Origin of the sequence: Propionivibrio limicola (assembly GCF_009469695.1) — a bacterium.
In the GTDB taxonomy this organism is placed as follows: Bacteria; Pseudomonadota; Gammaproteobacteria; order Burkholderiales; family Rhodocyclaceae; genus Propionivibrio; species Propionivibrio limicola.
Genome location: NZ_SSSR01000003.1, coordinates 150,743 through 171,813 on the forward strand (window position 1 = coordinate 150,743; position 21,071 = coordinate 171,813).

The following is a 21,071-nucleotide window of genomic DNA, read 5'->3' on the forward strand; positions in this document are numbered from 1 at the left end:
CCGCAAGCAGAAAGGCAATCATGGAACGCGATCAGGCTCTCAAATTCATGCAAGACCTCCTGCGCCTGATGACGCAGAAGAACGGTTCCGACCTTTTCATCACCGCCAACTTCCCGCCGGCCATCAAGGTCGATGGCCGGGTGACGCCGGTCTCCAGCCAGGTGCTGACGGCAGCGCATACGGCCGATCTGGCGCGCTCGATCATGAACGACCGGCAGGCGGCCGAGTTCGAAAAGACCAAGGAGTGCAACTTCGCCATTTCGCCGTCCGGGATCGGGCGTTTCCGCGTCAATGCGCTCGTGCAGCAAGGGCGGGTGGCCGTCGTCTGCCGGACGATCAACATGAGCATCCCGACGCTCGACGAGCTTGGCCTGCCGACGGTGTTGAAAGACATCGCGATGACCAAGCGCGGCCTCGTTATTTTTGTCGGCGGTACCGGGACCGGGAAAACCACTTCTCTGGCGGCGCTCGTCGATCAGCGCAATACCAACAGCCAGGGGCACATCATTACCGTCGAGGATCCGATCGAGTTTGTGCATGAGCACAAGGGCTGCATCGTCACCCAGCGCGAGATTGGCGTCGATACCGATTCCTGGGAAGCGGCGCTGAAGAACACGCTACGTCAGGCGCCCGACGTGATCCTGATGGGTGAAGTCCGCGACCGGGAAACGATGGATTACGCCGTGGCCTTCGCCGAGACCGGTCACTTGTGTCTCGCCACGTTGCACGCCAACAGCACCAACCAGGCCATCGACCGCATCATCAATTTTTTCCCAGAAGAACGTCGTCAGCAGTTGCTGATGGATCTGTCGCTCAACCTGCGCGCGATGGTGTCGCAGCGCCTGTTGCCGAAGAAAGACGGCAAGGGGCGCGTGGCGGCGGTGGAAATCATGCTCAATTCGCCGCTTATTTCCGACCTCATCTTCAAGGGCGAAGTGCACGAGATCAAGGAAGTAATGAAGCGTTCGCGCGAACTTGGCATGCAGACCTTCGACCAGGCGCTGTTCGATCTCTACGAAGCAGGACGCATCAGCTACGAGGACGCGTTGCGCAACGCCGACTCGATCAACGATCTGCGTCTGCAGATCAAGCTGCATGGAAAGGATTCGAAGGATCGCGACCTCAATTCCGGCATCGGCCACCTCGAAGTCGTCTGATCGTCCGATTCTGCGAGTTTTCCGAGCGCCCGGCGCCCGCAAGGGTGGCCGGGCTTTTCTTTGCCCGTTATTTGAATCCCCGGCCGTGGTTGAGTATGGTGAAAGAGGCCAGCACAGCACCAGAATGATTCCCGCCGTGCGGGATGATGCCAAACAAGCGATGGCCGGGATTGTCGAAGGGAGGGCTCATGTTCGAAGTTCGCATTCATGGCCGGGGCGGGCAAGGCGTGGTGACGGCGGCCGAAATGCTGTCGATCGCCGCCTTCGAGGATGGTTTCTATGCGCAGGCCTTCCCGAGTTTTGGTTCCGAACGGACCGGGGCGCCGGTTGTTGCCTTCTGCCGGCTGGCCGAACGGGAAATCCGCTCGCGCGAGCCGATCATGGCGCCGGACGCGCTGATCATCCAGGATCCGACCCTGCTGCATCAGGTGGATGTCTTTGCCGGCCTGAAAAAAGGCGGTTTCGTCCTGATCAATACCAGAAACACGTTTGCCGAACTCGGCTTGGGCGATGCCCTGCGCGACTGGCCAGCCGGCCGCCTATGCACGCTGGCGGCGACCGATCTGGGGCTGAAGCACGTCGGACGGCCGTTGCCGAACGTGCCGCTGCTCGGCGGTTTTGCGGCCCTGTCTGGAGTGATCCGGCTGGAATCGGTGTGCAAGGCCATCAACGACAAGTTCTCCGGCAAGGTGGCGCAGGGGAACGTGGCGGCGGCGACGGCGGCGTATGCCCTCGTGCGTGCCGCCATTGAGACCGAGCGGCAGGAGGTGGCCCATGCTTAAGCAGATCGAAGGTTCGCGCGCCGTCGCCGAAGCGGTCGCCCTGTGCCGCCCGGATGTGATCTGCGCCTATCCGATTTCGCCGCAGACGCACATCGTCGAGGGGCTCGGCGAGATGGTGAAGGCGGGAGCGATTGCGCCGTGCGAATTCATCAACGTTGAATCGGAGTTCGCTGCCATGAGCGTGGCCATCGGTGCGTCGGCGGCAGGCGCGAGAAGCTATACGGCGACGGCGTCGCAAGGGTTGCTGTTCATGGTCGAGGCAGTCTATAACGCGTCTGGCCTCGGTCTGCCGATCGTGATGACGGTGGCCAACCGCGCCATCGGCGCGCCGATCAATATCTGGAACGACCATTCGGATGCCGTCTCGCAGCGCGACAGCGGCTGGCTGCAGCTTTTCGCGGAGACCAATCAGGAAGCCGCCGATCTGCACATCCAGGCGTTCCGGATCGCCGAAGAATTGAGCCTGCCGGTCATGGTGTGCATGGACGGCTTCATCCTGACGCATGCTTACGAGCGCGTCGACCTGCCGACGCAGGAGATGGTCGATGCCTTCCTGCCGCCTTACGCGCCGCGCCAGGTGCTTGATCCGGGCGAGCCGGTGACGATCGGCACCATGGTCGGGCCGGAAGCCTTCACCGAAGTGCGCTATCTCGCCCATGAGAAACAGCGGCAGGCGCTGGAACTGATGCCCGCGGTCGCCGCCGAGTTTCGGGCGGCGTTTGGCCGCGACTCGGGCGGATTGGTGCGCGGCTACCGGCTGGACGATGCCGAAACGGTCGTCATCGCCATGGGCTCGGTGCTCGGTACGCTCAAGGATACGGTCGATGAGCTGCGCGATGCCGGTGTGAACATCGGCGTCCTCGGTGTCGTCTCGTTCCGGCCGTTTCCCTCCGCCGCCGTGCGCGCCGCCCTCCAATCGGTGCGGCGGCTGGTCGTGCTGGAGAAATACTTCGCGCTCGGCAGCGGTGGCGTCCTTGCCGCCGACGTGCAGATGGCGCTCGGGAAGAACGGCGGCGAAATCTATTCGGTCATTGCCGGACTGGGCGGGCGGCCGATCACCAAGAAGTCGTTGCGTGGGCTGCTGGAAATGGCGGTGCGCGACGAACTGGTGCAGCTGACTTTCCTCGACCTCGACCGCACGCTCGTCGCCAAACAGCTGGCGCGCGAGCGTCAGACACGGCGCTCGGGGCCGGCCGCCGAGAGCATCCTGCGCGACGTGCATGGCACGATGGCACGAAATGAAGGGAAGAAATCATGAGCTTTCAACCCGTCAAGTTCTACCAGACCGGCACCTTCACGGTCGGCAACCGCCTGCTGGCGCCCGAACAGCGGAGCGTCCAGGCGGCAACGTCGCGGCGCAATTCGCTCAATTCCGGCCATCGCGCCTGTCAGGGGTGCGGCGAGGCGCTCGGCGCGCGTTACGCGATCGATGCGGCGATGGAGGCGACCGGCAACCGGATGGTGGTCGTCAATGCCACCGGCTGCCTCGAAGTCTTCTCGACGCCGTATCCGGAAACGTCGTGGCAGATTCCGTGGATTCACTCGCTGTTCGGCAACGCGCCGGCGGTGGCGACCGGCGTGGCCGCCGCGCTGAAGGTCAAGCGCCTGAAGGGCCTGCTCGGCGACGTGCGCGTGGTGGCGCAGGGCGGCGATGGCGGGACGACCGATATCGGCTTTGGCTGCCTTTCCGGCATGTTCGAGCGCAACGACGACGTGTTCTACATCTGCTACGACAACGGCGGCTACATGAATACCGGCGTCCAGCGCAGCTCGGCGACTCCGCCGGCAGCGCGGACGGCGACGACCGAGGCCGTCGGCCCGACGCCGGGCCATGCCTTCGGTCAGGGCAAGTTCGTGCCGGCGATTGCGATGGCGCATGACATTCCGTATGTGGCGACGGCGACCGTCGCCGACCTGCGCGACCTCGAATACAAGGTCAGGAAGGCGATGACGTTCCGCGGCGCGCGCTACCTGCACATTCTCGTGCCGTGTCCACTCGGCTGGGGTGCGGCATCCAAGGACACCCTCCGGATCGCCCGGCTGGCCAAGGAAACCGGCGTTTTTCCGGTGTTCGAGGCCGAATCCGGTGAGCTGACCGGTTCGTCAAAAATCCGCCACGTCTTGCCGGTCGAGGAATATTTGCGGCCGCAGAAGCGATTCGCCCACCTCTTCGGCCCGAAGCCGGACGTGGCCGCGATCGCCCGTCTACAGGCGCTGGCCAACCGGAATATCCGCAAATACCGCCTGCTTGACGAAGAGGCGCTGTAACGGAGGTATGGCGATGGACAAGCCTTTTGCAATCACTCTCGATCCCGGCTCGTCGCTGGCCAATCGCACCGGGTCGTGGCGCACCGAGCGGCCGGTTTATGTCGACCGTCTGCCGCCGTGCAACAACGCGTGCCCGGCCGGCGAGGACATTCAGGGTTGGTTGTACCATGCCGAATCCGGCGACTACGAGGCCGCCTGGCGGCACCTGACCCGCGACAATCCCTTCCCGGCGATCATGGGCCGGGTTTGTTATCACTCCTGCGAAACCGCCTGCAACCGGGGGCGGCTCGATGAGGCGGTCGGCATCAACGCCGTCGAACGTTTTCTCGGCGACGAAGCGATCCGGCGCGGCTGGCAGTTCGCCAAACCGGAAACGGAAACCGGCAAGCATGTGCTGATCGTCGGTGCCGGGCCGGCCGGCATGTCGGCGGCGTACCACCTGCGCCGTTCCGGGCATCGCGTCACCGTCCATGAGGCGGGGCCGTTGCTCGGCGGCATGATGCGCTTCGGCATTCCCAAGTATCGGCTACCGCGCGACGTGCTCGACGCGGAAATGAGGCGGGTGATCGACATGGGCGTCGAGGTGGTGCTGAACAGCAAGGTCGGCAACCTGCTGGCGACGATGCAGGACGGCCGGTTCGACGCGGCTTTTCTCGCGGTCGGCGCGCATATCGGCAAGCGGGCGAGCATCCCGGCCGGGACCGTAGCGCGAATCCTCGATGCCGTCTCCGTGTTGCGCAGCATGGAGGGTGAGGAAAAGCCGCTGCTCGGCCGGCGCGTTGTGGTTTATGGCGGCGGTAATACGGCGATCGACGTGGCGCGGACCGCCCGGAGAATGGGTGCTGAGCCGATCATCGTTTACCGCCGCACCCGCGACAAGATGCCGGCGCACGATCTGGAGGTCGAAGAGGCGTTGCAGGAAGGCGTGATGATCAAATGGCTGTCGACGATCCGGCAGGCCGGCGAATCGTCGATCACGGTCGAGAAAATGGTGCTCGATGAGTCGGGCTTCCCGCAGCCGACCGGCGAATTCGAAACGCTCGAAGCCGATTCCGTCGTGTTGGCGCTCGGGCAGGACGTCGATCTGGGCCTGCTCGACGGCGTGCCGGGGCTGGAATTCGTCGATGGCGTGGTCAAGGTCGATGGCCAGATGATGACCGGCCACCCCGGCGTCTTTGCCGGTGGCGACATGGTACCGACCGACCGCAACATCACCGTTGGCGTCGGGCACGGCAAGAAGGCGGCGCGCCATATCGACGCCTGGCTGCGCGGCACGACCTATGTGGCGCCGCCCAAACATCCGCTGGCCACTTTCGAGCGGCTCAATACCTGGTACTACTCGGACGCGCCGCAGACCGTGCGGCCGGTGCTCGACATCATTCGCCGCCAGTCGACCTTCGAGGAAGTGCAGGGCGGGCTGGACGAAACGAACGCCTTGTTCGAGGCGCGGCGCTGTCTGTCCTGCGGCAACTGCTTCGAGTGCGACAACTGCTACGGCGTCTGTCCCGACAACGCCGTGATCAAACTCGGCCCGGGCCAGCGTTTCGAGATCAATTACGACTACTGCAAGGGTTGCGGTCTGTGTGCCGCGGAATGCCCGTGCGGTGCGATCGATATGGTGCCGGAGGACGGCTGACGGCTGGTTTGCCGTGCGGGTGAACGGACAACGGGGCGGAGACCATCGGTCACCGCCCCGTTTCGTTTCTTGCGGCCGCCGGTTTTACTGCATAAGGAAGGTCGTGTCGGTGCCTTCGTCCCAGCCGTCCCACAGATAGTCGTTGGCCTTGCCGTCGGCGATCAGGCGCAGGGCGTAATTGACCTGTTCCTTGTAGAACTCGCAGAAGGCGCCGATCTTGTCCATGCCGCCGTTCATCTCGTGCGCCTCGGCCGGGCAGGGCGAGCCGCAGAAGTGGCGGATGGTGCAGTCGTTGCACGGCGCGAACTGGTCGACGTTGCGCGCGGTGACGATGCGGAAAGCGTCGGACTTGAGCGCGGTCTCGACGCCGCCGGCATCCAGCAGATTGCCGCCGTTGAAGCGCGGCAGGCCGATGAACTCGCTGCACGGATAGAGGCTACCGTCAGCGGCCAGCGCGAAGAAGGCGCGGCCGCCGCCGCACGGCGAGATGTCGCACATCAGCCGGCGCGCCGTCGGCGCCAGGATGGCGAGCAGGATGTTGGCGAAGTTGGCGACCAGCAGCTTGCGCCCGGTCTGCTTGTACAACTCGTGCGAGCGGTCGAGCGCGGCGAAGAAGGCTTGCGCCATGTCGCCATCGGCCGGCTTGACGGTGCGTGCGCCGGGCAGCGTGCAGCGCAGCGTGTTGAGCATGCAGGTCGGCACTTCGTGCGCATGGAACAATTCGACCATCTGTGTCAGGTACGGCAGGTTCTCGGTGGTGCACGTGGTGATCACGCTCCACGAGCCATAGCCCTTGAGCTTGTCCATCGCCGTGAGTACCTTGTCGTGCACGCTCTTGCCGCCCCAGGTCCGGCGCGTGGCATCGGTGATGCCGGCGACCGGGCCGTCGAGCGAGAGGCCGATGCTGACGTTGCGCGAAGTCAGGAAGTCGACGGCCTCGTCGTCGAGCAGCGTGCCGTTGGTCTGCACGCCGAAGGCGAAGTCGTTGCCGAATTCCTCGATGGCGGCGAAGACGGCGCGCTTGTTCATCAGCGGCTCGGCGCCGTGGAAGATGGCGCGGGGTTTACGTTCTTGGCGGCCTTCCGGCATGACCGAACGGAAGTACTCGCGCAGCTTGCCGAGCGACTCGATCAGCTTGCTTTCCGACATGTGCTGCCCCTCGCTGCGCTGTTGGCCCGGCAGGTAGCAGTAGGTGCAGTTGAGGTTGCAGCGCTCGGTCGGGTTGAGATAGACGCCGGACGGCGTCAGCGCGAAGCGCAGGGCGTGCAGTTCGCGGGCGAAGCTGTCGGCTTTTTCGCGGAAGCTCTCGGCTAGCGGCGAGCCGGCGGCGGTCGATTCGGCGATGCGCGTCTTGTCGACGAGCGCCCAGAAGGCGGTGTTCGGGTCGGTAACCGCCGCGTAGGCTTCGTGGCCGATGTCCACGGGAAGCAGCGGGCCAGCCGCAGCGGCCCGGTCAAGTTCAGCGACGGTCATTTACTTGGCCGCTTTCTTGTCCATCAGCACGTAGTGCGAGAGACCGATGCCGTCCGGGTTGCAGCTCTTGCGGATGGCGATGGTCGGGGCAGCGGCCGGTGCCGTTGATTGGGCGGCCGGATTGGTTTGGGTTTGAACGGTTTGCGACATGTTCCACTCCTCGGGAAATAAAAATACAAAAGGGCTCCGGCTGAAAGCACACGGCTGTATGCCTTCAGCCGGAGCCCTTGCCTGAGCTCCGCTTCGGTTCGACACGTCTTCTGGCTACCGGATCAGCCGAATCGCCGCACCTTCCCGGCGGGGTAGTCCCCGTCAGTGGCTGGTCTTGCGACCTTGCAGCATTCGTCCCCGGATACAGCGGCGGGCCCGCCACGGATTCGCACCGTGTTCCGTTACGTCAAACCGAATGGAGCGTGCATTCTCCATGCCGACCCGCTTCGGGTCAAGCCGGCCACATTAAACGGCGTGGTCGTGCCAGGTGCGCAGGATGATGTCGCGCAGGAGGTGCAGGCGACGGTGGAAAAAGTGGTCGGCGCCGGGAATGACGACGACCGGCAGTTCGAGCGGCTCCGCCCAGGCGAGGACGTTGGCGAGCGGCACAGTTTCGTCGGCCGAGCCGTGGATGATGAGCGTGTCGCTGGCGACGGCGCGTGTCACATAGTTGCGCGCGCCTTCAATGTAGCCAGCGGCGGTGCCAACGAGGACGAGGCGTTGCGCCGGTTCGCCTGCGGCAGCGAGCGCTTCGGCGACGCGCGTTTGCACGTAGGCGCCGAACGAGAAACCGGCGAGCACGACCGGCAGTTCGCCGAAGCTGTGCCGCGCCTCGTCGAGGACGGCGAGCAGGTCGTCGGTCTCGCCGCGGCCGTCGTCATGCGTTCCTTCGCTTGCGCCCACGCCGCGAAAGTTCGGGCGCAGGGCGATGTAGTTGAGGCGGGTGAACGTTCTGGCCAGCGTGTGCACGACCTTGTTGGTGTGGGTGCCGCCGAAGAGCGGGTGCGGGTGGGCGATGAGCGCGATTCCGCACGGCGCTTCCGGGGCTTCGATGATCGTCTCGATGCGGCCGGCCGGGCCGGCGATGAAATGGATGGATTCGCTCGGTTTCATGGTGCTCGTTCCCTCTCCTGCGGCGATTGCGCCGGCAAGGCGCCATTCTATCTCCGGCCATCGAGGCCTCGGCAATCGCTGGCCCCTTGCGCTTCTGCTATCCTCCTCCCTTCCTGCGCCATGCCGATCACCGATCATGAAATACCTGTTGCTGCTCGCTATTATCGTTTTTGTCGTCTGGGGGCTGCGCAAGGTTCGCCTGCGCGGGCGGGCCATGCATCCGGCGCCGCGTCCGCCGGAGCGGATGGTTCGCTGCGAGGTGTGCGGCGTCAATGTGCCGGTCAGCGAAAGTCTGCTCGTCAATGGCCGCCGTTATTGCTCGGCGGCGCATCGTGATCAGGCGGCCAGGAGCACGCGTGATTGAGCCGCTGACGGTCTCGCCGGTGAGCGTGTCGCCGCGTGTTTCCGAAGCGCATTGGAAGTCGCTGCGCTATTTCACGATTTACCGTTTGTGCATCGCGCTGCTGCTTTTTGCCTCGGCGCTGTTCGAGCCATCTTCCCTGTCGATCTTCAGTGCCCAGCGCGGGCTTCTACCGTTGCCCGTGGCGGCGTTTTACCAGTTGGCGACGCTGGGTGCCCTGCTCGCGGTGCATTTCTACCGGCATCGTTTCAACGTGCAGCTTGGCTTGCTGGTGGCCGTCGACGTGCTGGTGTTTACGCTCCTGATCCACTCCGGTGGCGGGCTGCGGAGCGGGATGGGAACGCTGTTGCTGGTGTCGCTGGCGTGCGCCGGGCTGGTTGGGCAGGGGCGGCTCGTTGTCTTCTACGCGGCCGTGGCGACGCTTTCGGTGCTGGCCGAGCAGTCGGTGCGGGCGCTAAGCGCGGACGCCGAGGTGGGCGATTTCCTGCAGGCCGGACTGTATTCGATCGGTTTTTTCGCAGTGGCCATTTCGGCCCGCCTGCTGGCCAGCCGGGTGATCGCCAACGAGGAACTGGCGCGCCGGCGGGGGCGCGATCTGAAGAATCAGATGCAGGTCGGCCAGCGCATCATCGAGGAAATGCAGGATGGCGTGCTCGTCATCGACCGGCATGGCCGGATACGGCAGCGCAACCCGCGCGCCGGGCAACTGCTCGGACTGGGGGACCCGTCCGGGCGTCTGCTGGCCGATTATTCGACCGAGTTGGCGCAGGGCTTTGCCGCCTGGTGCCAGCGACCGTCCGCCGAGCCGATGCTGGTGCGCGCACCAGCGCGCGGCATGCTTTTGCGGGCACGTTTTGTGCCGACCGAGAGCTCGCGCCGCGATGTGCTCGTTTTTCTCGAAGACATGGGCCGGGTGCAGGAGCAGGCGCGTCAACTGAAACTGGCGGCGCTGGGAAGGCTGACGGCGAGCATTGCCCACGAAATCCGCAATCCGCTGTCGGCCATCCGGCACGCGGGCGAGTTGTTGCAGGAGGAATTGCCGGCGGACGGCGCGCCGGTGAGCGAACGTTTGCTGCGCATCGTGCTCGATAACGCACAACGCGTCGAACGCATCGTCGGCGACGTCCTTGAGCTCGGGCGACGAGACCGGGTCCACCCGGAGCGCATCAACCTGCGACAGATGCTGCCTTCGTTCGTCGAAGAGTTTTCGCTCAAGGAAGGAGCGGCGCTCGGCGTCGTGCAGGTCGATTTTTCGGGCCGGAGCGAGTTGTTCTTCGACCGTTCGCATCTGCATCAGGTGTTGTGGAATCTGGTTGGCAATGCCTTCCGCTATTCGCGGCGCGAGCCTGGCAGCGTTCAGCTGCGGGTGCGCGACTCCGGCGAGGACGGGCGCGTCGAACTGCATGTGGCCGACGATGGTCCCGGTGTCGATGCGGCGAGTCGCGAGCAGGTGTTCGAACCGTTTTTCACGACGCACAGCAAGGGAACGGGGCTCGGGCTGTATATCGCCCGTGAGTTGTGCGAGGCCAACAATGCCCGGCTGGAACTTCTGGACAGTCAGGCCGGGGCGGAATTCTGCATTTCAGGAAGGAGTGATGCGTGGCAGTGAGCAGGTCTGAACGCCGCTCGGGCGAATTGCCGAGAGTGCTGGTGGTCGATGACGAGGCGGACATCCGCGAGCTGGTTGATCTGACGCTTGTCCGCATGGGGCTGTCGGCTGATTGCGCCGGTAGCGTTGGCGAAGCCAAAGGGTTTCTGGAGCGTGAGCGCTACAGCCTGTGCCTGACCGACATGCGCTTGCCCGACGGCGAGGGGCTGGAAATCGTGCGCCTGATCGGCGAACGCTATCCAGAGACGCCGGTCGCCGTCATCACCGCTTTCGGCAGCGCCGACAATGCCGTCGCCGCGCTCAAGGCCGGGGCGTTTGATTACCTGGCCAAGCCGGTCGCACTCGATCAGTTGCGCACGCTGATCAAGTCGGCGATCAGCCTGCCGCCTGCCCAGAAAAGCGGAGAAGTGTCGGCCGCGCCAGGCCAAGGGCTGTCCGCGCAGCTGATCGGCGTGTCACCGGCCATTGAGTCCGTGCGGGATATGATCGCCAAGCTGGCGCGCAGTCAGGCGCCGGTCTACATCTCTGGTGAGTCGGGCAGCGGCAAGGAAATGGCGGCGCGCCTGATCCATGGGCAGAGCGCCCGGCATGCGGCGCCTTTCGTGCCGGTTAACTGCGGTGCGATTCCCGAAAACCTGATGGAGAGCGAGTTCTTCGGCTATCGCAAGGGCGCTTTCACCGGGGCTGACGGTGACCGCGATGGCTTCTTCCAGGCCGCGCATGGCGGCACCCTGTTCCTCGACGAGGTGGCCGATCTGCCGCTGGCGATGCAGGTCAAACTGTTGCGCGCGATTCAGGAAAAGAAGGTGCGCAAGGTCGGCTATGCCACCGAGGAGCCGGTCGATGTGCGCATCCTGTCGGCGACGCACCGCAAGCTGGCCGATTGCGTCGACGCCGGAACCTTTCGGCAGGATCTGTACTACCGCCTGAACGTGATCGAACTGAAGATGCCGGCTTTGCGCGAACGGCAGGAGGATATTCCGCTATTGGTCGAGGCTGTTTTGCAGCGCATTTGCGGCGGATGTCCGCCGGTCTTGAGCGCGGAGGCGATGCAGGCGCTGAGCCGCTATGCGTATCCGGGCAATGTCCGTGAACTGGAAAACATTCTCGAACGGGCCACGGCGCTGTGTTCGAACGACATCGTGACGCCGGACGATCTGCAACTGGCTGCCGGCACTGGCGTCGACGGTGTTGGCAGCGTCGAGGGACGTGCTGGCGAAACGCTCGATGACCTCGTCAACCGCGTCGAAAAGCAGGCGATTCTCGATGCGCTGGCTAAAACCGGCTTCAACCGCACGGCGGCGGCCCGGCTGCTTGGCGTCACCTTCCGCTCGCTGCGCTATCGCATCGAACGTCTTGGTATCGAGGACGGCGCAGAATGAACCAGATCGAGACCGTGTCCGGACAACGCGTGCCGACCGACGATTGGCGGGATGGCTGGCTGCAATCGCTGGCGCCGGGTTGCCCCGTACGCCATGTGCCGTCGCCCAATTCCGACGCACGGCCGGCGGGCGAAAAGGTGTCGCTGGTCGTCGTGCACGCCATTAGCCTGCCGCCCTCGCAATTCGGCAGCGACGATATCGCGCGCTTGTTCACCAACATGCTTGATCCGGCCGCCCATCCTTATTTCGCCGGAATTCATACGCTGCGTGTTTCCGCGCATTTCCTGATCCGCCGCGATGGCGAGCTGATCCAGTTCGTGTCGGCTGACCAGCGCGCCTGGCATGCGGGCGTTTCTTCCTGGCGGGGGCGTGAGCGTTGCAACGATTTTTCCATCGGGATTGAACTGGAAGGTTGCGACGACCTGCCGTTCGAGGACGCCCAGTACGGGCGTTTGGGCGAGTTGTTGCGGGCGTTGCGGACGCGCTACCCGTTCGAGGCGGTGGCCGGGCATTCCACCATCGCGCCCGGCCGCAAGACCGACCCTGGCCCGTTTTTTGAGTGGATGCGTTTGCGCGACCTCGGTGAAGAATTGTTGCCGGATCTGAACGCTACACGCTGAAGGTCGGGCGTGCGCGGGATTGAGTGAGCCCCGTTAGCCCCGCCGCGACTCGGTATTCGGCTGGCCGACAAAGCGCGCCAGCAGCAGGCCCAGTTCATAGAGCAGGCACAGCGGAATGGCGAGCAACAATTGCGACACGACATCGGGCGGGGTGAAGATGGCGGCGATGACGAAGGCGCCGACGATGACGTAGGAGCGCCATTCCTTGAGCGTGGCCAGTTCGACAAAACCCATCCGGACCAGCACGATGACGATGACGGGGACTTCGAAGGTTGCACCAAAGGCCAGGAAGGTGCTCAGCACGAACGACAGATATTTCTCGATGTCGGTCATCCAGGCCACTCCTTCGGGGGCGACTTTCGCCATGAAGCCGAAAATGGTCGGGAAAACAACGAAGTAGGCGAACGACATGCCGATGAAAAAGAGCAGGACGCTGGCGGTCAGGAGCGGCAGCGCCAAGCGCTTCTCGTGGGCGTAAAGGCCGGGGGCGATAAAGGCCCAGGCTTGATAGAGCACGTAAGGCAGGGTGATCAGAAAGGCGACCATCAAGGCGACTTTCATCGGCACCATGAAAACGCCGATGACGTCGGTGGCGATCATTTGCCCGCCTTGCGGTAGCGAGTGCAGGAGCGGTTCGGCAAGCAGCGCGTAGAGATCGCGTGCCCAGGGGAACAGGCAGATGAACACGAGGCCGATCGCCAGCAGCGCCCGGATCAGGCGGTTGCGCAGTTCGATGAGATGGGTCAGGAAGGATTCTTCGGGCGCTTGATCCATGCGCTATTCATTCCTTGGCGCGAAGAGCGGGGTCGCTTTTCGCGGTTTCCGTTGAAGTGGCGGAGGCTGTGCCGCCGATGGATTGCTCAAGCCCCGCCTGCGCCTGAGTGACTTCGGCATTGATGCTGTGCTCGAGCTGACGAGCCGATTCCTGAACCTGCGCCTGCATTTTTTTCAGTTCATCGAGCTGCATTTCACGGCTGATATCGGTTTTGACATCATGCACGTAGCGCTGCAGGCGCCCCAGCAGGTGGCCGGCCGTGCGAGCCACTTTCGGCAGACGCTCCGGACCGATGACCACGATGGCCACGATGCCGATAACGATCAGCTCGGAAAATGCGATGTCAAACATGGGGCGGAAGGTATCCTGAAGCGGGAGGCCAGGGCCGGCCGGGATGGGTTTTCACGTGCCGGCGCCAGGCGCCTTGGGGGGCTTTTGAGGTGTCTTTTTAAGACTTGGTTTTTTCCTTGACCTCGCCTTCGATGGTCTGTCCATCGGAGATCTGTTGCGCCGGGTCGGTCGGTTTGGTGGCCTCGCTCGATCCTTCCCGCATGCCTTCCTTGAAGCCCTTGACCGCGCCGCCCAGGTCTTCGCCGATGTTGCGCAGTTTCTTCGTGCCGAAGACGAGCATGACGATGAGCAGGACAACCAGCCAGTGCCAGATGCTGAGACTTCCCATGATTTACCTCCTAGTTGCGTTTGAGCATCGGTCCGACCGGGTCTGGGCCGCCCACCACGTGCGCGTGCAGGTGCGGGACTTCCTGACCGCCAACGCGGCCGTTGTTGATGATGACACGGAATCCGTCCGGACTGCCGTTTTCTTCGGCCAGCTGGTTGGCGACCGACAGCATCCGGCCCAAGACAGCTTCATCGTCCTGGCTGACCGTTTGCAGCGAGGTGATGTGACGCTTCGGGATGACCAGAAGGTGCATTGGCCGGGCCGGGTTGATGTCGTGAAAGGCGAGCACGAGCTCGTCTTCGTAGGCTTTGCGCGACGGAATGTCGCCACGCGCGATCTTGCAAAACAGGCAATTGTCCATGAGCGCGTCCATTGCTTACTTTGTCCGTGAATTCTTTTCTTCGATGCCGGAAACGCCTTCGCGCCGGCGCAGTTCCTGCAGCACGTCGTCAATGCCGATGCCGTAAAAAGCGAGCAAGACCATCATGTGGTAGAGGACATCGGTTGATTCATAAACGATGTTCAGCCGCTTGCCATCCTTGGCGGCCATGATCAGTTCGGCACATTCCTCGCCGATCTTTTTCAGGATCGAATCCGGTCCCTTGGCAAAGAGCTTGGCCGTGTAGGAGGTTTCCGGATCGGCGTGCCGGCGTGTTGCCAGTGTTTCAGCGAGGCGGTGCAGAATGTCTTGGTCGCTCATTTCGCGTAAATGTCCTTTGGGTCTTTCAACGTCGGGTCAGTTGGAACCCAGCGATCTCCCTGAAGTTCAAGGAAGAAACAACTTTCCCGCCCGGTGTGGCAGGCAATGCCGCCGATTTGGTCAACGAGCAGTAGCAGCACGTCGCCGTCGCAGTCGGCGCGCAGCGAGCGGACTTTTTGCACGTGGCCGGATTCTTCGCCCTTGTGCCAGAGGCGCTGGCGCGAGCGCGACCAGTACACCGCGGTGCCGGTGGCGACCGTTTCCTGCAGCGATTCGCGGTTCATCCAGGCGAACATGATGACGCGGCCGCTTGTCGCTTCCTGGGCGATGGCCGGAATGAGCCCGTTCTCGTCCCACTTGAGTGCATCCAGCCACGGCAGGCTGTAGTCCATGTCGCTCACAGGCGTACCTCGATGCCGCGTTCGTGCATGTATTCCTTGGCTTGCCGCACCGTGTATTCGCCGAAATGGAAGATGCTGGCGGCGAGTACCGCATCGGCACCGCCGATCGAGACGCCATCGGCCAAATGTTGCAGGTTGCCGACGCCGCCGCTGGCGATTACCGGGATATCGACGGCGTCGGAAACGGCGCGCGTCAACGCCAGGTCAAAACCATTCTTGGTGCCGTCGCGGTCCATGCTGGTCAGCAGGATTTCACCGGCGCCGAGTTGCTGCACCCGGCGCGCCCAGTCGACGACGGCGAGGCCGGTGCGGTTGCGACCGCCGTGGGTGAAGACTTCCCACTGGCCAGGCGCGACCTGTTTGGCGTCGATGGCGACGACGATGCACTGGTTGCCGACTTTGGCCGAGGCTTCGGCGACAAGGTCGGGGTTGGTGACGGCGGCCGTGTTCATGCTGACCTTGTCGGCGCCAGCGTTGAGCAGACGGCGCACGTCAGCGACGGTACGCACGCCGCCACCGACGGTGAGCGGGATGAAGACCTGCGAGGCGCAGGCTTCGACGATGTGCAGGATGATGTCGCGCTGGTCTGACGAGGCGGTGATGTCGAGGAAGGTGACTTCGTCGGCGCCCTGTGCGTCATAGCGGCGGGCGATTTCGACCGGATCGCCGGCGTCGCGCAGGTCAACGAAGTTGGTACCCTTGACGACCCGTCCGGCGGTGACGTCGAGGCAGGGGATGATTCGCTTGGCTAGTCCCAAAATGGATTCCTGTCTCTGCTGTTGCGGGGCGGCGGCTTAGGCACCGAGTTTGTCGGCTTCGGCCTGAGCGGCGGCGAAATCGAGCGAGCCGTCGTAGATGGCCCGGCCGGCGATCGTGCCGAAAATGCCTTCGCTTTCCACCGCACACAGTTTGCGGATGTCCTCGATGTTCGACAGTCCGCCGCTGGCAATCACCGGAATGCGCAAGGCTTGTGCCAGCTTGACGGTGGCTTCGATGTTGATGCCGCTCAACATGCCGTCGCGGCCGATGTCGGTGTAGATGATCGATTCGACGCCGTAATCCTCGCATTTCTTGGCGAGGTCGATGACGTCGTGGCCGGTCAGCTTCGACCAGCCGTCGACCGCGACCTTGCCGTCCTTGGCGTCGAGCCCGACGATGATCTGGCCGGGGAAGGCGCTGCACGCATCGTGCAGGAAGCCGGGGTTTTTGACGGCGGCCGTGCCGATGATGACGTAGCTGACGCCGTCGTCGAGGCAGCGTTCGATTGTGTCGAGGTCGCGGATGCCGCCACCCAACTGCACGGGAATGTCCTTGCCGACGGCGCGGACGATTTCCTTGATGGCGCTTTCGTTCTTGGGCTTGCCGGCAAAGGCGCCGTTCAGGTCGACCACGTGCAGGCGGCGAGCGCCTTGCGCTAGCCAATGGGCGGCTTGCTCGCCGGGCGAGTTGGAAAAGACCGTGGCTTCGTCCATGAGGCCCTGTTTGAGACGGACACATTGGCCGTCCTTCAGGTCAATCGCGGGGATGATCAGCATTTTTTAGAACTGGAAAAGTGAAGAAAGGAAATCGGAAAGAGGTCTATCCGGGATCGGTGCATGACTGCCTTACGGCTGCCACTGAATGAAATTGGCCAGCAAAGCGAGGCCGGCGTGAGCGCTTTTCTCGGGGTGGCACTGGATGGCGAAAATATTATCCCGCGCTACCGCACTGGTAAAGGGGAGGCCGTAGTCGGTGGTGCCGGCAATCGTGTCACGGTCGACTGGATCGACAAAGTAGCTATGCACGAAGTAGAAACGGGCGCCGTCTTCGATGCCCTGCCATAAAGCGTGCGGGCGGATCTGGCGGACTTCGTTCCAGCCCATGTGCGGCACCTTGAGCTTGTCGCCCTGTGGCGAATGCATCTTGTCGGCCGGGAAGCGGCGCACGCGCCCGGCAAAGACGCCAAGGCCGGGGACGTCGCCTTCTTCGCTGTGTTCGAAAAGCATTTGCAGCCCGATGCAGATGCCAAGAAAGGGTTTGCTCTTGGCCGCTTCGAGAACGGCGGCGCGCAGGCCGCGCGCGTCGAGTTCGCGCATGCAGTCGGGCATGGCGCCCTGGCCGGGGAAAACGACGCGTTCGGCGGCGGCGACTTCAGCTGGATCGGCGGTAACGACGATCTCCTTGCCGTTGGCGACGTGCACGAGCGCCTGCCAGACCGAGCGCAAATTACCCATGCCGTAGTCGATGACGGCGATTTTTCCAGCGGTGGAGGACATCAGAGCGAACCCTTGGTGGATGGAATCGAGCCAGCGGCGCGCGGATCGGCTTCGACGGCCATGCGCAGGGCGCGGCCGAAGGCCTTGAAGACTGTTTCGGCCTGGTGGTGCGCGTTGATGCCGCGCAGGTTGTCGATGTGTACGGTCATCAGGCCGTGATTGACGAGGCCCTGAAAGAATTCGCGTACCAGATCGACGTCGAAGGCGCCGATCGTGGCACGACTGAAATCGACGTGAAATTCGAGGCCGGGGCGGCCCGACAGGTCGATGACGACGCGTGACAAGGCTTCGTCGAGTGGGACATAGGCGTGGCCGTAACGGCGCAAACCCTGTTTGTCGCCGAGAGCTTTCGCCAGCGCCTGGCCAAAGCTGATGCCGATATCCTCGACTGTGTGGTGCGCGTCGATATGCAGGTCGCCTGCCGCCTCAACTTCGAGATCGATCATCCCGTGGCGGGCGATCTGGTCGAGCATGTGGTCGAGAAAGGGGACGCCGGTCGCAAACCGGCTCTTGCCGCTGCCGTCGAGATTGAGGCGCACGGTGATCCGCGTTTCGAGGGTGTTTCGGTTGATTTCGGCCTGCCGCATGAGGTTCCTGTCGCAGAGTGGCGTTCACGAAAAGATTGATGTGCTTCGGCGCGTTGGCGCCGGAGGCTGGCAATCGCCCGCCGGGTCAAAGCAATAAGCGCGCATGATACCATTTCGAGCTTCCGCTGCATTCGACCCTGAGAGCCGTTCATGAGCCAATTCTGGAGCCCGCTTGTTCATCGCCTGACCCCTTACGTGCCGGGCGAACAACCCAAGATTACCAACCTCGTCAAACTCAATACCAACGAAAACCCGTATCCGCCGTCGCCGCGCGCCGTGGCCGCCATGCAGGCTGAACTCGGCAAGGACGGCGCGACCTTGCGTCTTTATCCGGACCCGAATGCTGATGGGCTGAAAGCGGCGATTGCCCGTCATTTTTCCGCCTTCAACATCGCGCCGGCCCAGGTTTTTGTCGGCAACGGCTCGGACGAAGTGTTGGCTCACACGTTCATGGCGCTGCTCAAGCATGAGAAGCCGATTCTGTTGCCCGATATCAGCTACAGCTTTTACCCGGTGTATTGCGGCCTGTATGAAGTCGAGCATGCGACGATTCCGCTCGGTGAACGCTTTGAAGTGCGCGTCGATGATTACGCCCGCGACAATGGTGGCATCATCATCGCCAATCCGAATGCGCCGACCGGGCATCTGCTGTCGTTGGTCGAGATCGAGCGGCTGGTGGCGATGCATCCGGCGTCGGTTGTCGTTATCGACGAGGCGTATGTCGATTTCGGCGGCGAAACGGCGATTGCCCTGATCAATCGTTATCCCAACCTGCTCGTGATTCGCACCTTGTCCAAGTCGCATTCGCTGGCCGGCCTGCGCGTCGGCTATGCCTTGGGCGACAAGGTGCTGATCGAGGCGCTCGAACGGGTCAAGAACAGTTTTAATTCGTATCCGATTGACCGAATTGCCTTGGCGGGCGCGACAGCCGCGATCGAGGACGCGGCTTATTTCGAAACGACGCGCCAAGCCGTCATCAAAAGCCGTGGCGCGTTGGTTGCGCAGCTCGAAGAGCTGGGTTTCGAGGTGCTGCCTTCGGGGGCGAATTTCATTTTTGTTCGCCATCCGCAGCGCGACGCGGCGCAGCTTGCCGCCTCGTTGCGCGAACGAAAAGTCATCGTTCGCCACTTCCGTTTGCCGCGCATTGAACAACACCTGCGTATTACGATTGGCACGGATGCCGAGTGTCAGGCGTTGATTGACGCGCTGAAGGAAATCCTGGCCTGATTGCCGGTTGCGTGTGGACAACGAAAAACGGGAGGCGATGCCTCCCGTTTGCTTTGGACTGTGCCGATCAGGACTCGACGCGATAGTCGGCGGATTTGGCGTGCGCCGGCAGTCCTTCGCCCTGCGCCAGTATTGAGGCGACGCGGCCGAGCGTCTTGGCGCCGGTTTGCGACACGCGAATCAGGCTGCTGCGTTTCTGGAAGTCGTAAACCCCGAGCGGTGACGAGAAGCGTGCACTGCCGGAGGTTGGCAGGACGTGGTTCGGGCCGGCGCAGTAATCGCCGAGCGATTCCGATGTGTACGGGCCGATGAAGATGGCGCCCGCGTTGGTGATTTTATCGACCCATTGATCGGCGTCCGCGATCGACAGCTCCAGGTGTTCCGGGGCGATCCGGTTGGCGATGGCGCAGGCTTCGTCGAGATCACGTACGGTAATCAGGGCGCCGCGGTCCTGCAGGGCGGTGCGGATGATTTCCTGGCGCGGCATGGTCGGCAGCAGTTTTTCGATCGAGGCATAAACGCGGTCGATGTAGGCGGCATCCGGGCAGACGAGGATCGACTGGGCGAGTTCGTCGTGTTCGGCTTGCGAGAAGAGGTCCATCGCCACCCAGTCCGGATCGGTTTTGCCGTCGCAGACAACGAGGATTTCCGACGGGCCCGCCACCATGTCGATGCCGACGACGCCGAAGACGCGACGCTTGGCGGCGGCGACGTAGGCGTTGCCCGGGCCGACAATCTTGTCGACTTGTGGCACGGTCTGCGTGCCGTAAGCCAGTGCCCCAACGGCTTGTGCGCCGCCGATGCAGAAGACGCGATCGACGCCCGACAGTGCGGCGGCGGCCAGCACGAGGGCGTTGCGTTCGCCGTTCGGCGTCGGCACGACCATGATCAGTTCCTTGACGCCTGCGACCTTGGCCGGAATGGCGTTCATCAGCACCGATGACGGATAGGCCGCCTTGCCGCCCGGGACATAGAGGCCGACGCGGTCGAGTGGCGTGATTTTCTGGCCGAGCATCGTGCCCTTGAGGTCGTCGCTTTGCTCCTCGTATTGCCACCCCTGCAGCGGCTGGCGCTCGTGATAGACGCGTACGCGCTGGGCGGCGAGTTCGAGTGCCGCGCGCTGGTCGGCGGGCAGGCTGGCGAGCGCTTGCTGCAGCTCTTCGTGCGACAGTTCGAGTTCGGACATCGACTTGGCGGTCAGGCGGTCGAAGCGGTTGGTGTATTCGATGACGGCTTCGTCGCCCCGTTTCTTGACGTCGGCCAGAATGTCGGCCACCGTCCGGTCGATTGATTCGTCCTGCGCGCCTTCGAAAGCCAGAAGTGCGTCGAGTTTTGCCTTGAAGTCAGTGTCGGTGCTGGAAAAACGCTTGATGGTAATCACGATCCTACTGCCTTTGAAATTGCATCCATGATGGGGACGAGTGTTTCGCGCTTGAGCTTGAGTGCGGCCTGGTTGACGATCAGGCGCGAGGAAATGTCGATAATGTGTTCGACGGCGACGAGGTTGTTCGCCTTGAGCGTGCCGCCGGTGGAAACGAGGTCGACGATGGCATCGGCCAGTCCGGCCAGCGGGGCGAGTTCCATCGAGCCGTAAAGCTTGATCAGGTCGACGTGGACGCCCTTGCTGGCGAAGTGTTCGCGGGCAATCTTGATGTATTTTGTTGCCACTTTCAGGCGCGCGCCCTGACGCACGGCGTTGGTGTAATCGAAGCCGGCCGGGGTGGCGACCATCATCCGGCATTTGGCGATTTTCAGGTCGAGCGGTTGGTAGAGTCCTTCGCTGCCGTGTTCGATCAATACGTCCTTGCCCGCAACGCCGATATCGGCGGCGCCGTACTGAACGTAAGTCGGGGCGTCGGTGGCGCGCACGATGACCACCCGTACATCGTCTCTGTTGGTCGGGATGATCAGCTTGCGCGATGTCTCCGGGTTTTCCAGAGGTTCGATGCCGGCTGCGGCGAGCAGCGGCAGCGTTTCTTCGAAAATTCGGCCCTTCGACAGGGCGATGGTGATGCCATCCACGGCGGGGTTCCTGCTGACTAAAGGCGCGATTCT

Annotated in this window: 25 protein-coding genes and 1 riboswitch; of the genes, 10 read left to right on the forward strand and 15 right to left on the reverse strand. The window is 63.3% G+C overall.

Annotated features, from left to right (window positions below; translation table 11 throughout):
- The first annotated feature begins 20 nt into the window (after nt 1-20).
- The 5 genes from GH659_RS04630 (at nt 21) to GH659_RS04650 (ending at nt 5,843) form a co-directional block, all read left to right on the forward strand.
- Nucleotides 21-1,157 carry a PilT/PilU family type 4a pilus ATPase gene (locus GH659_RS04630; protein WP_153109595.1) on the forward strand — a complete coding sequence of 379 codons (1,137 nt, stop codon included), beginning with the start codon at nt 21-23 and terminating at the stop codon, nt 1,155-1,157.
- Between the two features lie 188 nt (nt 1,158-1,345).
- A complete protein-coding gene (locus GH659_RS04635) occupies nt 1,346-1,939 on the forward strand; it encodes a 2-oxoacid:acceptor oxidoreductase family protein (RefSeq protein ID WP_153109597.1) in 594 nt (197 codons plus the stop codon).
- Entirely contained in the window at nt 1,932-3,197 is a 1,266-nt protein-coding gene (porA, locus tag GH659_RS04640) for a pyruvate ferredoxin oxidoreductase (protein ID WP_153109599.1), read from the forward strand. Before GH659_RS04635 ends, porA begins: the two co-directional genes overlap by 8 nt.
- The gene (locus GH659_RS04645) at nt 3,194-4,207 is read left to right on the forward strand and encodes a thiamine pyrophosphate-dependent enzyme (RefSeq protein WP_153109600.1); all 1,014 of its coding nucleotides are present in this window, start codon (nt 3,194-3,196) and stop codon (nt 4,205-4,207) included. The genes porA and GH659_RS04645 overlap by 4 nt, the downstream gene beginning before the upstream one ends.
- A 13-nt stretch (nt 4,208-4,220) precedes the next feature.
- Nucleotides 4,221-5,843, forward strand: a complete 1,623-nt coding sequence (locus tag GH659_RS04650; protein WP_153109601.1) for an NAD(P)-binding protein — start codon at nt 4,221-4,223, stop codon at nt 5,841-5,843.
- Nucleotides 5,844-5,927: 84 nt separating this feature from the next.
- Here GH659_RS04650 and cbpB read toward each other — a convergent pair whose 3' ends face one another.
- The 3 genes from cbpB to GH659_RS04665 form a co-directional block, all read right to left on the reverse strand.
- Nucleotides 5,928-7,316, reverse strand: coding sequence for a peptide-modifying radical SAM enzyme CbpB (cbpB, locus tag GH659_RS04655; RefSeq protein WP_153109604.1), 1,389 nt, complete (start codon nt 7,314-7,316; stop codon nt 5,928-5,930).
- A complete protein-coding gene (cbpA, locus tag GH659_RS04660; protein ID WP_153109606.1) occupies nt 7,317-7,466 on the reverse strand; it encodes a modified peptide precursor CbpA in 150 nt (49 codons plus the stop codon).
- A gap of 83 nt (nt 7,467-7,549) precedes the next feature.
- Nucleotides 7,550-7,763: riboswitch (cobalamin riboswitch) on the reverse strand.
- A gap of 9 nt (nt 7,764-7,772) precedes the next feature.
- Nucleotides 7,773-8,420, reverse strand: a complete 648-nt coding sequence (locus tag GH659_RS04665) for an alpha/beta hydrolase (RefSeq protein WP_153109608.1) — start codon at nt 8,418-8,420, stop codon at nt 7,773-7,775.
- 136 nt (nt 8,421-8,556) lie between these two features.
- On the opposite strand from GH659_RS04665, the gene GH659_RS04670 reads away from it, so the two are divergent.
- The 4 genes from GH659_RS04670 to ampD are packed head-to-tail and all read left to right on the forward strand — an operon-like array spanning nt 8,557 to nt 12,392.
- A complete protein-coding gene (locus GH659_RS04670) occupies nt 8,557-8,784 on the forward strand; it encodes a PP0621 family protein (protein WP_153109610.1) in 228 nt (75 codons plus the stop codon).
- Nucleotides 8,777-10,390: a sensor histidine kinase gene (locus tag GH659_RS04675; protein ID WP_246167704.1), complete on the forward strand. Its 1,614-nt coding sequence runs from the start codon at nt 8,777-8,779 to the stop codon at nt 10,388-10,390. The genes GH659_RS04670 and GH659_RS04675 overlap by 8 nt, the downstream gene beginning before the upstream one ends.
- On the forward strand, nt 10,381-11,772 hold the full coding sequence (locus GH659_RS04680) for a sigma-54-dependent transcriptional regulator (protein ID WP_153109612.1): 1,392 nt from the start codon (nt 10,381-10,383) through the stop codon (nt 11,770-11,772). Before GH659_RS04675 ends, GH659_RS04680 begins: the two co-directional genes overlap by 10 nt.
- Before the next feature lie 59 nt (nt 11,773-11,831).
- On the forward strand, nt 11,832-12,392 hold the full coding sequence (gene ampD / locus GH659_RS04685; RefSeq protein WP_425499978.1) for a 1,6-anhydro-N-acetylmuramyl-L-alanine amidase AmpD: 561 nt from the start codon (nt 11,832-11,834) through the stop codon (nt 12,390-12,392).
- 33 nt (nt 12,393-12,425) lie between these two features.
- On the opposite strand, the gene tatC is transcribed toward ampD, so the two are convergent.
- The 10 genes from tatC to hisB all read right to left on the reverse strand — a co-directional run bounded on the left by tatC (nt 12,426) and on the right by hisB (nt 17,789).
- A complete protein-coding gene (tatC, locus tag GH659_RS04690) occupies nt 12,426-13,166 on the reverse strand; it encodes a twin-arginine translocase subunit TatC (protein WP_153109616.1) in 741 nt (246 codons plus the stop codon).
- 7 nt (nt 13,167-13,173) lie between these two features.
- Entirely contained in the window at nt 13,174-13,518 is a 345-nt protein-coding gene (tatB, locus tag GH659_RS04695; protein WP_153109619.1) for a Sec-independent protein translocase protein TatB, read from the reverse strand.
- Nucleotides 13,519-13,615: 97 nt separating this feature from the next.
- Nucleotides 13,616-13,846: a Sec-independent protein translocase subunit TatA gene (gene tatA / locus GH659_RS04700; RefSeq protein ID WP_153109621.1), complete on the reverse strand. Its 231-nt coding sequence runs from the start codon at nt 13,844-13,846 to the stop codon at nt 13,616-13,618.
- Between the two features lie 10 nt (nt 13,847-13,856).
- Nucleotides 13,857-14,207, reverse strand: a complete 351-nt coding sequence (locus GH659_RS04705; RefSeq protein WP_153109750.1) for a histidine triad nucleotide-binding protein — start codon at nt 14,205-14,207, stop codon at nt 13,857-13,859.
- A 15-nt stretch (nt 14,208-14,222) separates the two neighbouring features.
- Nucleotides 14,223-14,546: a phosphoribosyl-ATP diphosphatase gene (locus GH659_RS04710; protein WP_153109623.1), complete on the reverse strand. Its 324-nt coding sequence runs from the start codon at nt 14,544-14,546 to the stop codon at nt 14,223-14,225.
- Nucleotides 14,543-14,938 (reverse strand): phosphoribosyl-AMP cyclohydrolase, encoded by a 396-nt coding sequence (gene hisI, locus GH659_RS04715; RefSeq protein WP_153109752.1) that lies wholly within the window; start codon nt 14,936-14,938, stop codon nt 14,543-14,545. The genes GH659_RS04710 and hisI overlap by 4 nt, the downstream gene beginning before the upstream one ends.
- 5 nt (nt 14,939-14,943) lie before the next feature.
- The gene (gene hisF, locus GH659_RS04720; RefSeq protein ID WP_153109625.1) at nt 14,944-15,705 is read right to left on the reverse strand and encodes an imidazole glycerol phosphate synthase subunit HisF; all 762 of its coding nucleotides are present in this window, start codon (nt 15,703-15,705) and stop codon (nt 14,944-14,946) included.
- Between the two features lie 36 nt (nt 15,706-15,741).
- The gene (hisA, locus tag GH659_RS04725) at nt 15,742-16,482 is read right to left on the reverse strand and encodes a 1-(5-phosphoribosyl)-5-[(5-phosphoribosylamino)methylideneamino]imidazole-4-carboxamide isomerase (protein WP_153109627.1); all 741 of its coding nucleotides are present in this window, start codon (nt 16,480-16,482) and stop codon (nt 15,742-15,744) included.
- Nucleotides 16,483-16,551: 69 nt separating this feature from the next.
- Nucleotides 16,552-17,202, reverse strand: coding sequence for an imidazole glycerol phosphate synthase subunit HisH (hisH, locus tag GH659_RS04730; RefSeq protein WP_153109629.1), 651 nt, complete (start codon nt 17,200-17,202; stop codon nt 16,552-16,554).
- Nucleotides 17,202-17,789, reverse strand: coding sequence for an imidazoleglycerol-phosphate dehydratase HisB (gene hisB / locus GH659_RS04735; RefSeq protein ID WP_153109631.1), 588 nt, complete (start codon nt 17,787-17,789; stop codon nt 17,202-17,204). The genes hisH and hisB overlap by 1 nt, the downstream gene beginning before the upstream one ends.
- A 150-nt stretch (nt 17,790-17,939) precedes the next feature.
- Between hisB and hisC the strand changes: the two genes are divergently transcribed.
- Nucleotides 17,940-19,016, forward strand: a complete 1,077-nt coding sequence (hisC, locus tag GH659_RS04740) for a histidinol-phosphate transaminase (protein WP_153109633.1) — start codon at nt 17,940-17,942, stop codon at nt 19,014-19,016.
- A gap of 67 nt (nt 19,017-19,083) precedes the next feature.
- Here hisC and hisD read toward each other — a convergent pair whose 3' ends face one another.
- Nucleotides 19,084-20,397, reverse strand: a complete 1,314-nt coding sequence (gene hisD / locus GH659_RS04745; RefSeq protein WP_211364101.1) for a histidinol dehydrogenase — start codon at nt 20,395-20,397, stop codon at nt 19,084-19,086.
- Nucleotides 20,394-21,038: an ATP phosphoribosyltransferase gene (gene hisG / locus GH659_RS04750; RefSeq protein WP_153109635.1), complete on the reverse strand. Its 645-nt coding sequence runs from the start codon at nt 21,036-21,038 to the stop codon at nt 20,394-20,396. The genes hisD and hisG overlap by 4 nt, the downstream gene beginning before the upstream one ends.
- Nucleotides 21,039-21,071 lie beyond the last annotated feature (33 nt).

Excerpts from the sequence above, each read along its gene's own strand:
- hisA (WP_153109627.1), bottom strand. The coding sequence starts at position 16,482 with ATGCTGATCATCCCCGCGATTGACCTGAAGGACGGCCAATGTGTCCGT.
- cbpA (WP_153109606.1), bottom strand. The coding sequence starts at position 7,466 with ATGTCGCAAACCGTTCAAACCCAAACCAATCCGGCCGCCCAATCAACG.
- hisI (WP_153109752.1), bottom strand. The coding sequence starts at position 14,938 with ATGGACTACAGCCTGCCGTGGCTGGATGCACTCAAGTGGGACGAGAAC.
- GH659_RS04635 (WP_153109597.1), top strand. The coding sequence starts at position 1,346 with ATGTTCGAAGTTCGCATTCATGGCCGGGGCGGGCAAGGCGTGGTGACG.
- GH659_RS04710 (WP_153109623.1), bottom strand. The coding sequence starts at position 14,546 with ATGAGCGACCAAGACATTCTGCACCGCCTCGCTGAAACACTGGCAACA.
- GH659_RS04645 (WP_153109600.1), top strand. The coding sequence starts at position 3,194 with ATGAGCTTTCAACCCGTCAAGTTCTACCAGACCGGCACCTTCACGGTC.
- porA (WP_153109599.1), top strand. The coding sequence starts at position 1,932 with ATGCTTAAGCAGATCGAAGGTTCGCGCGCCGTCGCCGAAGCGGTCGCC.
- tatA (WP_153109621.1), bottom strand. The coding sequence starts at position 13,846 with ATGGGAAGTCTCAGCATCTGGCACTGGCTGGTTGTCCTGCTCATCGTC.
- GH659_RS04705 (WP_153109750.1), bottom strand. The coding sequence starts at position 14,207 with ATGGACAATTGCCTGTTTTGCAAGATCGCGCGTGGCGACATTCCGTCG.
- hisH (WP_153109629.1), bottom strand. The coding sequence starts at position 17,202 with ATGTCCTCCACCGCTGGAAAAATCGCCGTCATCGACTACGGCATGGGT.
- tatC (WP_153109616.1), bottom strand. The coding sequence starts at position 13,166 with ATGGATCAAGCGCCCGAAGAATCCTTCCTGACCCATCTCATCGAACTG.
- hisC (WP_153109633.1), top strand. The coding sequence starts at position 17,940 with ATGAGCCAATTCTGGAGCCCGCTTGTTCATCGCCTGACCCCTTACGTG.
- GH659_RS04630 (WP_153109595.1), top strand. The coding sequence starts at position 21 with ATGGAACGCGATCAGGCTCTCAAATTCATGCAAGACCTCCTGCGCCTG.
- hisB (WP_153109631.1), bottom strand. The coding sequence starts at position 17,789 with ATGCGGCAGGCCGAAATCAACCGAAACACCCTCGAAACGCGGATCACC.
- GH659_RS04670 (WP_153109610.1), top strand. The coding sequence starts at position 8,557 with ATGAAATACCTGTTGCTGCTCGCTATTATCGTTTTTGTCGTCTGGGGG.
- GH659_RS04650 (WP_153109601.1), top strand. The coding sequence starts at position 4,221 with ATGGACAAGCCTTTTGCAATCACTCTCGATCCCGGCTCGTCGCTGGCC.
- tatB (WP_153109619.1), bottom strand. The coding sequence starts at position 13,518 with ATGTTTGACATCGCATTTTCCGAGCTGATCGTTATCGGCATCGTGGCC.
- GH659_RS04665 (WP_153109608.1), bottom strand. The coding sequence starts at position 8,420 with ATGAAACCGAGCGAATCCATCCATTTCATCGCCGGCCCGGCCGGCCGC.
- cbpB (WP_153109604.1), bottom strand. The coding sequence starts at position 7,316 with ATGACCGTCGCTGAACTTGACCGGGCCGCTGCGGCTGGCCCGCTGCTT.